The sequence below is a fragment of the Streptomyces sp. NPDC088261 genome, from assembly GCF_044740805.1.
Classification (GTDB): domain Bacteria; phylum Actinomycetota; class Actinomycetes; order Streptomycetales; family Streptomycetaceae; genus Streptomyces.
On record NZ_JBIURL010000006.1, the window covers coordinates 425,812 to 437,927 of the forward strand.

General features: G+C 72.0%; 13 protein-coding genes and 1 pseudogene. 9 read left to right on the forward strand and 5 right to left on the reverse strand.

From position 1 onward, the window contains the following. Positions 1–143: 143 nt before the first annotated feature. From ACIODU_RS15570 to ACIODU_RS15595, 6 genes and pseudogenes are all read left to right on the forward strand, one after another. On the forward strand, positions 144–3,932 hold the full coding sequence (locus tag ACIODU_RS15570; RefSeq protein ID WP_401767848.1) for a LuxR C-terminal-related transcriptional regulator: 3,789 nt from the start codon (positions 144–146) through the stop codon (positions 3,930–3,932). A 169-nt stretch (positions 3,933–4,101) separates the two neighbouring features. After that, positions 4,102–4,188: pseudogene (locus ACIODU_RS15575) on the forward strand (transposase); the annotation flags it as partial. 155 nt (positions 4,189–4,343) lie between these two features. Then, positions 4,344–4,781, forward strand: a complete 438-nt coding sequence (locus tag ACIODU_RS15580) for a transposase (RefSeq protein WP_401767889.1) — start codon at positions 4,344–4,346, stop codon at positions 4,779–4,781. Positions 4,782–4,927: 146 nt separating this feature from the next. Further along, positions 4,928–5,131: a hypothetical protein gene (locus tag ACIODU_RS15585; RefSeq protein ID WP_401767850.1), complete on the forward strand. Its 204-nt coding sequence runs from the start codon at positions 4,928–4,930 to the stop codon at positions 5,129–5,131. After that, entirely contained in the window at positions 5,128–5,778 is a 651-nt protein-coding gene (locus ACIODU_RS15590) for an N-acetylmannosamine-6-phosphate 2-epimerase (protein ID WP_401767851.1), read from the forward strand. The genes ACIODU_RS15585 and ACIODU_RS15590 overlap by 4 nt, the downstream gene beginning before the upstream one ends. Before the next feature lie 109 nt (positions 5,779–5,887). Further along, entirely contained in the window at positions 5,888–6,481 is a 594-nt protein-coding gene (locus tag ACIODU_RS15595) for a CGNR zinc finger domain-containing protein (protein ID WP_401767853.1), read from the forward strand. A 134-nt stretch (positions 6,482–6,615) separates the two neighbouring features. Here the strand turns inward: ACIODU_RS15595 and ACIODU_RS15600 are convergent, their stop codons facing one another. From ACIODU_RS15600 to ACIODU_RS15610, 3 genes are all read right to left on the reverse strand, one after another. After that, positions 6,616–6,876: a hypothetical protein gene (locus ACIODU_RS15600; RefSeq protein WP_401767855.1), complete on the reverse strand. Its 261-nt coding sequence runs from the start codon at positions 6,874–6,876 to the stop codon at positions 6,616–6,618. Between the two features lie 170 nt (positions 6,877–7,046). After that, positions 7,047–7,679, reverse strand: a complete 633-nt coding sequence (locus ACIODU_RS15605) for a hypothetical protein (RefSeq protein ID WP_401767857.1) — start codon at positions 7,677–7,679, stop codon at positions 7,047–7,049. Next, positions 7,676–8,110 carry a hypothetical protein gene (locus ACIODU_RS15610; protein ID WP_401767859.1) on the reverse strand — a complete coding sequence of 145 codons (435 nt, stop codon included), beginning with the start codon at positions 8,108–8,110 and terminating at the stop codon, positions 7,676–7,678. The genes ACIODU_RS15605 and ACIODU_RS15610 overlap by 4 nt, the downstream gene beginning before the upstream one ends. 90 nt (positions 8,111–8,200) lie before the next feature. On the opposite strand from ACIODU_RS15610, the gene ACIODU_RS15615 reads away from it, so the two are divergent. Continuing rightward, positions 8,201–8,692 carry an ester cyclase gene (locus ACIODU_RS15615; protein WP_401767860.1) on the forward strand — a complete coding sequence of 164 codons (492 nt, stop codon included), beginning with the start codon at positions 8,201–8,203 and terminating at the stop codon, positions 8,690–8,692. Positions 8,693–8,914: 222 nt separating this feature from the next. Beyond that, complete coding sequence (locus tag ACIODU_RS15620) at positions 8,915–9,181, forward strand: hypothetical protein (RefSeq protein ID WP_356428216.1); 267 nt, start codon at positions 8,915–8,917, stop codon at positions 9,179–9,181. A gap of 134 nt (positions 9,182–9,315) precedes the next feature. Here the strand turns inward: ACIODU_RS15620 and ACIODU_RS15625 are convergent, their stop codons facing one another. Together ACIODU_RS15625 and ACIODU_RS15630 are read right to left on the reverse strand one after the other, a co-directional pair. After that, entirely contained in the window at positions 9,316–9,711 is a 396-nt protein-coding gene (locus tag ACIODU_RS15625; RefSeq protein WP_401767862.1) for a cupin domain-containing protein, read from the reverse strand. 241 nt (positions 9,712–9,952) lie between these two features. Next, complete coding sequence (locus tag ACIODU_RS15630) at positions 9,953–10,267, reverse strand: hypothetical protein (protein WP_401767864.1); 315 nt, start codon at positions 10,265–10,267, stop codon at positions 9,953–9,955. A gap of 458 nt (positions 10,268–10,725) precedes the next feature. On the opposite strand from ACIODU_RS15630, the gene ACIODU_RS15635 reads away from it, so the two are divergent. Then, on the forward strand, positions 10,726–12,116 hold a 1,391-nt coding region (locus ACIODU_RS15635), incomplete at its 3' end, for a GMC family oxidoreductase (RefSeq protein WP_401767866.1).

Genomic DNA, 12,116 nt, shown 5'->3' on the forward strand with positions numbered 1-12,116 from the left:
CCTGACCCACCGTCCGTTCGGCTGTGCCGGCGCACAGCAGGGCGCCGGCCCGGCTGGGTCGGCGCCCAAGACCCGCGCCACGGGCCCCACGCCCGTGGACGCGGGCCTTCCGGCGTCCGTTACGCGCAAGTAACGTCACGGAGATGAACTCATCGACGACCGTGCGTAGTTCGCGTCCGCTGTACGGCCGGAGCGGTGAACTCGCCATCCTGGGAACGCTGTTGGACCGCCTGAAGGCCGGTCACGGCGGAACGCTCGTCCTGACCGCCCCACCGGGCCTCGGCCGCACCGCACTGCTGGACCACACCGCCGCCGCACGCGCGGACGGTACGGTCCTGCGCGCCGAGGCCGCCGCGGCCGAACGGCTCCTGCCGTACAGCGGATTGCACGCGCTCCTGTGCTCAGCGCCGCCCGCGCCCCTGCGGTCACCCGTGCCGCTGCCCCTCCCGCTCGGCGCCGGGGTACGGGCGGGGCCCGCCGGGACCGCCCTGCTCGGCCGTCTCACCGATCTGGGCGCCCGCGAACCGCTCCTCGTCCTGGTGGACGACGCGCACGCCTGGGATCCCGCCTCCCGCGCCGCGCTCGCCTTCGCGGCCCGGAGGCTGCCGGCCCGCGGCCGGGTCGCCGTCCTGCTCACGGTGGCGGACCACGGACCGGGCGCGGACACCTTCGCCGGACTCCCGGCGCTGCGCCTCGGCCCCCTGGACGACGACGCGGCCACCGCGCTGCTGGATCAGCTGACGGAACGGCAACTGGACCCGGCGGTACGGGAGGAGCTGCGCCGCGAGGGCGCGGGCAACCCCCGGCTGCTCACCGCCCTCGCCGGACACCTGACCACCGCGCAACTCTCCGGCCAACAGCCCTTGCCCCGGCCGCTCCCCGGCGGTGAGGACCTGCTGGACGCCTACGCGGCCAGTCTCGACACACTGCCCGCCGACACCCGCGCCCTGCTCCTCTTCGCCGCCGCCGCGGCCGAGCACGAACCCGACGGGGCGGGCGCGGACGCCGTACTGCTGCTGAGAGCCGGCAGGTCGGCCGGGATCCGCGCGGGCGGGCTGGCGCCCGCCGAGCACGCGGGAGTCGTACGCAGCGCAGGCGGCAGGGTCCGCTTCACCCATCCGCTGCTGCGTACGGCGGTCCTGCGCACGGCGCCCCCGGCCCGGCGCCGCGCCGTACACCGCACCCTGGCCGGCGTCCTGGACGACCCGCACCAAGCGCTGCCGCGCCTGGTCCAGGCCGCCTGCGCGGCGGCGGGACCCGACGCGGCGCTGGCGCACGCGCTGACACGCGCCGCCGCCCCGCCCCGCCCGTACGCCGACCGGGCTGCCGCGCTGGTCCGCGCGGCCGGGCTCACGGCGGACGAGGTCCTGCGCGGCGCGCGCCTGGCCGCCGCCGCCGAGCAGGCATGGCTGGCCGGGCGGCCCGGCGAGGCGCGCCTCCTGCTGGCGCGGGTACGGACCGTACCGCCGCCGGGCCGAGCCCACTACGTACGCGGGCTGCTCGCCCTGCACGACGGGCCCGCGGCCGACGCCAGGGAAACCCTGCTCACGGCGGCGGACCTGCTCCCCGCGCACGACGCGGACCGGGCGGTGAGCGCGCTGCTGGGAGCGGCGGAGGCGGCCTGGGCGATGGGCGACGCACCGGCCTGCCGCGAGGCGCTGGACCGTATACGTCCCGAACCGGCCGACCCGGTACTGGAGTCGTACCGCACGGGCATGTCGGCGGTCCTGGCCGGCCGCACGCGGGAGGGACACGCGCTGCTGCGGAGGTACGTGGACGCGTTGGGAGACCGGCGCCCCCACGAGACCACCGGCCCCGACGGCGTTCCGGGTCCGGCGCCCGACGGGGGCGGGGCTGTCCGCCCGGCAGGTGGCGTCGGAGGAGCGGACACGGCCCCCGAGAGCGCCCGGGCCCGGTGGGGCCTCCGTACCCAGAAACGGCTCTCCGGCCCTGCCCCGGCACGCGGGCCGGGGCAGGGGGGCTCGGGCGAGCGCGGGTCCTTGACCGGGTTGGGCCCGTGGCAGGGCGGAGCGGAGGACGGCGGCTCGGGCGAGCGTGGGCTCTGGACCGGGGCTGGGCCGTGGGAGGGCGGAGGGGACGACGGCGGCTCGGGCGAGCGCGGGTCCAGGACCGGGGCTGGGCCGTGGGAGGGCCGAGCGCACGAGGGCGGCTCGGGCGAGAGCGGGCCCTTGACCGGGGCGAGTCCGTGTGAAGGCGGAGCAGACGACACCGGCTGGGGCGAGCGTGGGTCCTGGGCCGGGGCGGGCCCGTGGCAGGGCAGAGAGTACGACGGTGGCTCGGGCGCCGTGACCGGGGCGGGCCCGTGGGAGCGCGGAGCGGACGACGCCGGTTGGGGCGACCGCAGGTCCTTGACCGGGGTGGGCTCGTGGGAGGGCGGAGCGTGCGACGGTGGCTCGGGCGCCGTGACCAGGGTGGGCCTGTGGCAAGGCGGAGCGGACGACGCCAGCACGGACGCAGTCGAGTCCTGGACCGGGGCGGCGCCGCCCGCCGAGGGTGCCCGGCCCCGGCGGATCGATGCGCCGATCGTCCCCCGGATCGGCGAGGGGATCGGCTCGCCGCTCCTCACCGGTCCCGGGGAGGACGCCGGGACCCGGGCTCGGACCGGCTCGCGGACCCGCGCGAGAAGAGACGAGACCATCGGCGCGGAGAGCGGCGGCACAGCGACCGACGCAGAACAGGGCGCGAGCCTCAACGCCCGTACACGACCGGGCACACGGCAAGACGTCCGCCCGGGTGAGCCCGTAGAGCCCGGCAACTCCCAGGATCCAGCGGATCTCGGGGAGCCCGCGGGGCCCGGCGGGCCCAGTGACCCCGCGGCGCTGCTGAGGGCCGGTGTCGCCGCCCTCGTGCTGGGCGAGGTGGACACCGCCTGCCGCGTGGGGGCCAGGGCCCTGGCCCTGGTGCGCGCCCGAGGGGCCGACGCGTTGCTGCCCCAGGCGCTGGAACACCTCGCCTACGGCGAACTGCGCGCCGGGCGCCACGCGCGAGCCCGCGCCCACGCCCGGGAGGGACTGGCCGTGGCCGGACGGCTCGGGCAGTGCAACGCCGTCGCCCACCTGCACGCCGTACTCGCCCTCGCCGCCTCCGTCGAGGGCGACGCCGGCCTCTGCGCGACCCACGCGCGCGCCGCGCTGGCCGGAGCCGGACCCCACGGGCTCACCCAGGCCGCCACGCTCGCGGGCTGGGCCGTGGCTCGCGCGGAGCTGGCCGAGGGCCGGTGCGCCGAGGCCGCCGCGCGCCTGGCACCGCTGGTCGGACAGGGCCCCCGGGGCGGCCACTTCGCCGCCCGGATGCCGGCCGTGCCCTGTTACATCGAGGCCCTCGTACTGGCAGGACAGGGCGCCGAGCCGCACGCCCGTACCGCCGTCGAGGAGTTCACCGTCTGGGCGGCCCACACCGCGGACCCGCAGGCCCCTGCCCAACTGGCCCGCTGCCAGGCCCTGCTGGCCCCGGCGGGCCAGGCCGCGCGGTGGTACGAGGAGGCGCTGCGCCGCCACGAGCACGCGCCCGGGGACTTCGAACGCGCCCGTACCCAACTCCTCCACGGTCACTGGCTCCGCCGCCGTCGCAGGACCCGCGAGGCCAGAGGCCCGCTGCGGGACGCCCTCATCGCCTTCGAACGCTGCGGCGCGGATCTCTGGTCGGGCCGAGTACGCGGCGAACTGCGCGCCGCCGGCGAGACGGTGCCCGACCCCCACGGCGAACGCCCCCGAGGCGCGGCCCCGTTGCGCACGCTCACCCCCCAACAACAACGGATCGCCCGCTGTGTGGCGGAGGGCGCCACCAACCGCGAGGTGGCCCTGCGCCTGTCGCTGAGCCCCCGCACCGTCGACCACCACCTGCGCAACGTCTTCGCCACCCTGGGCATCCGCTCCCGCACCGAACTCGTCCGGTGGCTCGACCGGACCTAGGGGGTGTCTTCCGATCATCGGATCGTTGGTCCGGTCGTGAGAGATGGGGAGATTTGTGACGCTGCGTGAGTGGTGATCGTGCCGTTGTCGCGCCGCCGGTTGGCGGGGCTCGTGGCCGGTGGCGGGATCGCCGCCAGGTCCTTGAGGGCGTCGTGTTCACGTCCACACCGGGCTGCCCTGGCGGGACCTGCCCGAGCGGTTCGGCCCGTGGCAGACCGTCCGCGGACGGTTCGCCCGCTGGGCCGCCGACGGCACGTTCGACCGCCTGCCGGCCGCAGCGCGGACGCGGGCGGAGGTGGACCGGCTGGTCGTGATCGACTCCACGATCGTCCGTGCCCGCCAGCACGCGGCCGCCAAAGGGGGCTCGAAGATCGCGGACCGGGACGCTCCCGCGGCGGGCCGACCAGCGAAATCCCCCTCGCCTGCGACGGCCGCAGCCGTTCCCCGGCCTTCCTGGTCACCGGTGGCGACCGCAACGACCGCACCCGGGCCGAAGCCGTCATCAGCAGGGTCCACGTGCCGCGGCCCGGTCCGGGAAGGCCCCGGACCCGGCACGCCCACGTCGTCGCCGACAAGGGCCACCCGGCCCGCACTTTCCGGGCCTACCTCCGCCGACGTGGGATCAAGGCGACGACCCCCGAACGCGCCGACCAACTCGCCGCACGCAGACGACACCGCGAACGGCCCCGCCGGTTCGACAGGGCCACCCACCGGCGACGCAACACCGTCGAACGCCGCTTCCACCGCCCCAAGCAATGGCGCACCATCGCTACCCGCTACGACACACGCCCAGACCGCTATCTCGCCGCCATCACCCCCGCCAGCACACCCATCTGCCTCGACCAATGATCGACAAGACACCCCCTAGTGACCTGAGTCTGAGGTTCGGCGTTGGTTCGGTATGAGTCGTCCAGGTCCGAAGATTCCGCCGTTGTCGGTGACCGATGCCCAACGGGCTGTGCTGTGCTGTGCTGGGGGGGGGGGGGGGGGGCTGATTGCGTCGTCGTTCGACGGCCCAGGCTCTGGCTCAGCGGTCGCGGATCGTGCTGGAGTGCGCGGAGGGGCACTCGGTCATGGAGCTGTCGCGGCGGATGTGGATCGGGGAACTCACCCTCGGCGGCCCGGCCGACCTGATCGTGACCGACGAGAACGTCGCCGTCGAGCGTGTCCTCGTCAACGGAGAGCACTACGCGGCATGAACCCCGTCCCCCGCGGGCTGATCGTCTCGCTGACTCCGTCGCCGAGGTCCCCCTGGCAGGACGTCGGCGACGTCGTCCGGCTCGCCGTCGCCGCGCAGGCCGGCGGCGCCGTCGCCGTACGCGCCGTGAAGCGCGCCGTCCCCGGCTTCCCCGTGCTCGCCGTGAACATCGATGGCGCGCATGGCGGGGTGGTCCGCATCACCCCGACGCCGGCCCACGCCGCCGCCCTCGTGGACGCCGGTGCTGACGGGGTCGACCTGGAAGAGGACTCGGCGGCACGCCGCCACGACGGGCAGGACCTGTTCGAACTGGTCGGGTCGTTCGTGGCGCTGGGCAGGCCGGTCAAGGCGGTGGTGCCCGGGATCGAGGACGCGCGCACCGCCGTGGCGGCGGGCGCCGCCCTGGTCAGCTCCTCCACGATGGGCTGTCCCGCCAAGGCGAACAGCGGCCCTCTGCCCGACCTCGGCCTCGTGGAGACCCTCGTGGCCGCCGCCGGGGTGCCGGTCGTCGCCGAGCGCGGCTACTGGACGCGGGACGACGTACGCGCCGCCTTCGACGCGGGCGCGCATGCCGTCGTGATCGGCTCGGCCATCGTCGACCCGGTCTGGCTGACCGCCCGATTCACCGGCGCGGCCCACGCGTGCTGACCGCGCCGACCCCGAGCCCGACGGGAGGTTCGCGCGGACATATGCAGGAGGAGTACGGTTACGTCATGAGACGCGGGCGAGAGATACCGCCATCCCGGGGGAGCGGGACATGACCGGCCGTTTCGGCCTCGCCCCGGCACCGGCGGGACTCCGCCTGATCCAGGACCTGGTCAACACCTCCCTCTACGGGCAGAGAGGAGAGCCCGGGCCGGATCTGCTCGCGGACCTGGCCACGGCCCGCACCTGGCTTGTCCGGGCGCTGGCGGACTGGTCCGAGGAGTCGGGGCTTCGGGCGCCCGCCATCGATCTCCGGGAGGGCGACCTAGGCGAGCTGGTGGAGTTGCGCGAATCGCTGCGCGCTGGTCTGCGCGCGAAGGCGGAGAACTCCGGCCCGCCGCCCGGTGAGCAGGGCTTTCGCAGGATCGTTTCCGAGGTGTGGCTGGACATCTCGGCGGAGGGCGAGGTGGAGTACACGCCGACGCGGGGCGGGGCGCGGGGGGTGAGTGCTCTGGTCGCGATGGAGATGCTGCTCGCCCGTACGGCAGGCACCTGGACGCGTCTCAAGACGTGCGCGCAGCCGAGCTGTGGCGCCGGCTTCTACGACACGTCCCCCAACCGTTCGCGGGCCTGGCACAGCACCAAGACCTGCGGAAATGTCAACAACCTACGGGCCTCGCGGGCACGCAGACGACAGGTGACGTAACGGTCAATGGTGCTCAGCCTCGCCATCTCGTTGAACTCCCAGTCCGCCTTTGCCCGGTCACCCTCGTCCATGACATAAACATAGTTGGTTTGGTTACGTCCTGACGTGTGCGAAGAGAGGGATGGGCGATGTCATCATTCACGGACGACCCGGCAGAGGACGTCACCCTTGAGGGAACGGTCATGAACGCCGTACTGAGGGGCCGTGACGCGGTACTGGCCCAGCTGGCGGTCGTCAGTGAGTTCTACAGCGATCGGGTCGACCACTTCAGCTGCGATGCCGGCGACTACCACGTGGAGGAGTACGAGGCGGTGGTGGGCGGGCGGCCGATCAAGGCCACCGCGACGATGCGCCGCAACGCCGAAGGCAAGATCGACGCGGTGGTCGTCAACCATCGTCCGCTGTCCTCACCTTTTCAACGCCTGATCGCCGAGTCCAAGGTCGGCGCCCAGTCACACCCCGACCGCTTCTACCGCCCCGAAGGGCAGACGTACCAGGACCTGCTGGACTACACGGACGGGCAGAACACGTGGCCTCCGGGAGCTCCGCCGGAACCCGCGGGTGGTCACCAGGCGGTCAGGTCGACCGTGTGGGAGCAGTGGGGATCCCCCGTGTCTGTCACCCAACGCTCTTTCTCGCCCACGAGTGAGGGGAGAGCGGCCAGGAGGGCGGTCAGCGCGCCGGTGAGGCGTACGTCGGCCGCAATCAGCCCGTCGGTTTCCTCAACGGCGAGGTAGAGACGCATGCTGTCCGGGCCGGTGAACAGGAAGCCGCACAACGCCGGGCTCGGCGGTGCCTCGACGAATGGCCAGGCCAGGGTGCGCAGGACACGCAGCGCCTGGTCCGCGAGGGATGGCGAGGCGGGTTCGAGAGTGTCGGTGTCCACCCGGACCAGAGCCATGCCCATCACCGACGCGTCCGAACCGGAGGCCGGACCGGCGGCGAGCGTCCGTGCCCACCCCAACAGCAGAGGAGCCGTCAACGGTTCGTCATCGTCGTCCAACAAGGGAATCTCGTAGGCGACCGGCGCCGGTTCCACCTCGGCGTCCGCTGCTCCCGTCACGACCCGCACGGCGTCCCCCGTCGGCAGCACGCCGCGCAGGAAGGTCCGGCCGGCAAGGGGCACCAGGGTGTGGTCGAGGAGGAAGCGGGTGAGGTACGCCTGCTGCTCGACGGCCTCCTCCCGGGTACCGTTCACTCGTTGACCCAGTTCGGGCACTTGGTGACGCCTTTGCAATAGGCCGTGATGACACCGATCTTCTTGCCCTTGCCGGCATCGTATTCGCCGTCGGCGCTACGGCGCGCGTATTGCACGATCACCACGATGTTGACCCGCTTGCGGCCATTGAGAGCAACACCGTGGTATTCAAGGCGCGCCCCATTTTTCTTGTCCACCTTTCCGGCCAACGCGGCGTCAACGACCCGGCATTTCTTGATGTTGTGCTTACCGGAGAAGTGGTTCCAGCCCAGATCGCCGTTGCCGTACCGCGTGGGGATCACCCGCCCGTCGGGGTCGGTCTCCTCACACTTCGTTCTCTTGTCCCAGTGCCGCTGCGCGAACGCGTCGGATACCGGAGCGGCGACGAGAACAGCCCCCAATACGGTGGCTGCGGCGGAGATGGCGATCATCCTCATGACTGAAACCGTGCCACATCCCGGACAGGCGTAAGCCTTTCCCGGCGGCAGATTCGTTTCACCGCCCCCGAATGGATCACTCAAATGGAGCAATCGACGGGAGACTTCACTGGCTCTCCGGCACCCTGCACAGCCAAGTCGCTGACAGGTCTCCCCAGCACTGCCCCGGCCGGGGGTCTTTCACGCCGCGCGGGCGATCGCGCCGTCGATCAGCGTGGCGGCCAGCGCGCGGCCGTCGGCGAGTGGGCTCGTGTTGTACTGGCAGCGGAATGGACGGCCGAGCCGCCGCTGCCCGCCGGCCCCGGCCCCGACGGGTGGAAGGGGACCACGGGCTACCTGCGCAGTGTCCTGGCCGACCTGACCTTCACGATCGAGGACATCGTCGTGGACGACGACCGCGTGGCGGTACGGCACGTCACGACCGGCAAGCAGGTCGCCGAACTGCTGGGCATCCCGCCCACCGGCCGCCAGATCGCGATCAGGGCGTCGGACTACCACCGGATCGAGGGTGGCCGCATCGTCCGGAGCTGGCACCTGGAGGACTACTACGGAGTCGTACAGCAGCTCGGCCAGTGACCAGGAAACCGGCACGACAGGAGTACGTTCGCGACAGGCGCCGCTGCGGGCGACCTGGCGGTTGAGGTCGCCGTCCTTGGCCGCCGAGGACGCGAAGACGATGCCGTAAGACGCGCACACCACGGAAGTTCGAGGCGGACCTGCGAGCAGGAGCCGGAAAGTCTGCCGAATCCCAGGGCACGGCGATGTCTGCTTCGGGCGGGCGGGGGTATCGGGGCGGGTATGGCTCTGATGAAGCGTGTTGCCCTTGCCCCCCGTGCGGTACGGCAGCTGCGCCGCGTGCGTTCGGTGTACCTGGTTGGCATGACACTGTCCGTACTGGGCTTGGTCATGCAGTCGGGCCGGGTGAGCAGCGGCCGGCAGGCGGAGATCGCCGGCGCCCTGGTGGTGGTGTTCGCGGTGCTGCTCGGAGTGACGGCGATTCAGCTGTGGCGGCATCAGAGGACGGCGCATTGCAGTACAGCCAAAAGGCTGACCCCTTCCGCCTGAGTCCTCTTCGCTTGCCTCCCCTGCCGGTCGAGATTCGCGACGCCTTCTGGCCTCCTAATTCTTTTCCGCATCGCGGCCAGTCGGACCAGCACGCCGGTGTCGCCGCGGCCGGCGTTCGGCGCTCGCCGCGGGATCTACCCGGGGTACTCGTCCTCGGTGAGGTGGGAGCCCCAGGTGGTGTGAGTGCCGGTCTCGTCGGCCGCCTGGTAGGCGATCTGCGAGTGGAAGCAGCCAGGGGCGGCACCGTGCCAGTGCTTCTCACCCGGCTCGATGTGTACGCGGTCGCCCGGCCGGATCTCCTCGACCGGTCCTCCCTCGCGCTGGACGAGACCGACACCCTCGGTGGCGAAGATCGTCTGGCCGAGGGGGTGGCTGTGCCATGCCGTGTGGGCGCCGGGCGTGAAGTGGACCACCCCGCCCATGATCCGGGCGGGCGGCAGCGGCTTGCTGATCACGTCGATGTAGACGTCCCCGGTGAACCCTTCTGCGGGGCCGGCCATCGTCTCGAATCCGTTCCTTATGACGTTCATCTTCATCCTCCTGTGCGGGTGTTCGTTCTTGAAGAGAGAGCGGGCCGTCCTGCGCGACACTTCACGCTCCTGTCCAGCCGGAGATGAAGCGACGCGACGGTGATAGGGCGACGAACCGCAGACATGGCACTTCGTCAGGTCGTGGGACGCATCCGGAAGGTGTACTCGGCCGAGTCGAACGGGGTGCTCAGCGAGTACAGCGCCGCCACGTCCGTGTCCTCGTTCCGGGTCACGTCGATCTTCAGGTTCTCCTTGACAGCCCCCGATACGTCGCCGTCGCCTTCGAGCCGCTCCCAAGCTGGAGTAGGTGCCGTCGTTGCTGGCGTGCCACGATGAGCGCGCCGGGAGCAGGCTTGCCGTCGAGATCCAGGACGTGGCCGCTGAGCACCATCGCGTCACCGGGCTCGTCGTCGCGCACAGGCATGATGTACGGCTTCTCCGTCAGCAGAGGCGCGTTCTCGATGTAGTACGGGCCCTCGACCGTCCCCTGTGAGCCGGGCAGGCCGTCGTACGTGGCCTGCTCGACGGTCGGCTCGAAGTGGTTGTCGATGAACATCGGCGCCTCGTCCTTTGTTTTGTCGTTCCTGGCTCGCGGGAGCTGGTCACTTGGCCGCACAGCCAACGTACATACCAATCGTTCAGTACGTCAATAGCATACTGAACGATTGGTATGTGACATCCCGGATTCCTCACCCCATCGCGACATGCGGGCAGGCGTCCTGGGCGCCCCCCCGCCGACGCGAGCGGAGGCCGGATCCCCGGCCATCGGCCTGGCGGCTTGGCGAACCTATTGAACGACTGGTATGTTGGCATTGGTACTGCTTTATAGAGTTCCGTACAGGCGGGATTCGGGGGGCGGCCAAGGGCCTCGTCGCCCATGCCGCCACGGTCCACCCGGGCCGGCGACTCCACCGAACCAGAGAGACCGCCGGTTCGAGCGCCGATGATCATGCCGCTCTCGCGAGTGACGGAACGTCAGGGAGAACACCCAACGCGTTGTTGAGGGATGTACTCATGACTGAAGTAGCGCAGGATTTCGACTATGTGGTGGTGGGCGCCGGTACGGCCGGTTCGGTACTGGCGGCGCGTCTGTCGCGGGACCCGGCCGTCCGGGTGCTGCTGATCGAGGCGGGACAGGCGGAGGGACCGCCGGCGATGGCGGTCCCGGGTGCCTGGTTCAGCCTGTGGGGCGGCGAGGTGGACTGGGGGTTCCGGACCGTTGCGCAGAGCGGGCTGAACGGCAGGGAGATCGTCTACCCGCGCGGCAAGGTACTGGGTGGCTCCAGCGCCATCAACGCGATGATGCACGTACGTGGCCACCCCGCGGCCATCGACGCGTGGGACGTCCCCGGCTGGGGGTCCGCCGATCTGCTCCCGTACTACCGGCGCAGTGAACACACCGAGGGCCTCGATCCCGCCTACCGGGGAACCGGTGGGCCGGTGCGCCCCAGGCCCGTGGACGCCCCCCACCCCGCATCCCGGGCGGCTTTCGACGCATTCCGTGACCTCGGCATCCCCATGTCGGACGACCTCAACGGCGCGGACCCTGAGGGCGTCACGTGGACGGAGCTCACCGCGGCCGACGGGGTCCGGCAGTCCGCCGCCGACGCCTACCTGACGCCCGCCGCCGGCCGCCCCAACCTCACCGTGGCCACCGACACCCTGGTGGTGGGCCTGACCTTCTCCGGCGATCGGTGCACGGGCGTCCGCCACGTCAGGGGCGGGGTCGAGTCCGAGGCAAGGGCCACCCGCGAGGTGGTGCTGAGCGCCGGCGCCGTCGGCTCGCCGCACCTCCTGCACCTCTCCGGCGTGGGACCTGCGGACATGCTCCGCGAGTACGGCATCGAGGTCGTCCGGGATCTGCCCGGCGTCGGCGCCAATCTGTCCGACCACCCGGTGGGGGTGGCCACCTATGCGGCGGACATCACGCCCGGCGACAGCAACCACATCGACGTCGTCGCCGCCGTACGCAGCGGCGGCGACGTGACCCGGCCGGACCTGCACCTCTTCTTCATGGACGTGCCGCTGGCACCGCCCGGTCTGGCCAGTGGCTACACCATGGGCGTCGGACTGCTGTCGCCGTACAGCCGTGGCTCCGTCACGCTCGCCTCGGCAGCCCCGGACGCCGCGCCCGCCATCGATCCCGGCTTCCTCACCGACCGGCGGGACGTCGACCGCATGACCGCCGGCCTTCGCCGGGCACGCCGGGCGGGCGGTTCGAAGGCCCTCGGGCCCTGGCGCGACCACGAAGTGCTCCCCGGCCCGGCGCTGGAGAGCGACGACGACCTGGACGCGTACCTGCGCGAGGCGGTCATCTCGTACTGTCACACCGGGGGTACGTGCCGGATGGGCACGGACGCCGCAGCGGTGACCGATGAGCAGCTGCGCGTGAGGGGGATCGAGGG

Excerpts from the sequence above, each read along its gene's own strand:
- ACIODU_RS15615 (WP_401767860.1), top strand. The coding sequence starts at position 8,201 with ATGGAGCAATCGACGGGAGACTTCACTGGCTCTCCGGCACCCTGCACA.
- ACIODU_RS15610 (WP_401767859.1), bottom strand. The coding sequence starts at position 8,110 with ATGATCGCCATCTCCGCCGCAGCCACCGTATTGGGGGCTGTTCTCGTC.
- ACIODU_RS15600 (WP_401767855.1), bottom strand. The coding sequence starts at position 6,876 with ATGGTTGACGACCACCGCGTCGATCTTGCCTTCGGCGTTGCGGCGCAT.
- ACIODU_RS15595 (WP_401767853.1), top strand. The coding sequence starts at position 5,888 with ATGACCGGCCGTTTCGGCCTCGCCCCGGCACCGGCGGGACTCCGCCTG.
- ACIODU_RS15570 (WP_401767848.1), top strand. The coding sequence starts at position 144 with ATGAACTCATCGACGACCGTGCGTAGTTCGCGTCCGCTGTACGGCCGG.
- ACIODU_RS15630 (WP_401767864.1), bottom strand. The coding sequence starts at position 10,267 with ATGTTCATCGACAACCACTTCGAGCCGACCGTCGAGCAGGCCACGTAC.
- ACIODU_RS15620 (WP_356428216.1), top strand. The coding sequence starts at position 8,915 with ATGGCTCTGATGAAGCGTGTTGCCCTTGCCCCCCGTGCGGTACGGCAG.
- ACIODU_RS15625 (WP_401767862.1), bottom strand. The coding sequence starts at position 9,711 with ATGAACGTCATAAGGAACGGATTCGAGACGATGGCCGGCCCCGCAGAA.
- ACIODU_RS15590 (WP_401767851.1), top strand. The coding sequence starts at position 5,128 with ATGAACCCCGTCCCCCGCGGGCTGATCGTCTCGCTGACTCCGTCGCCG.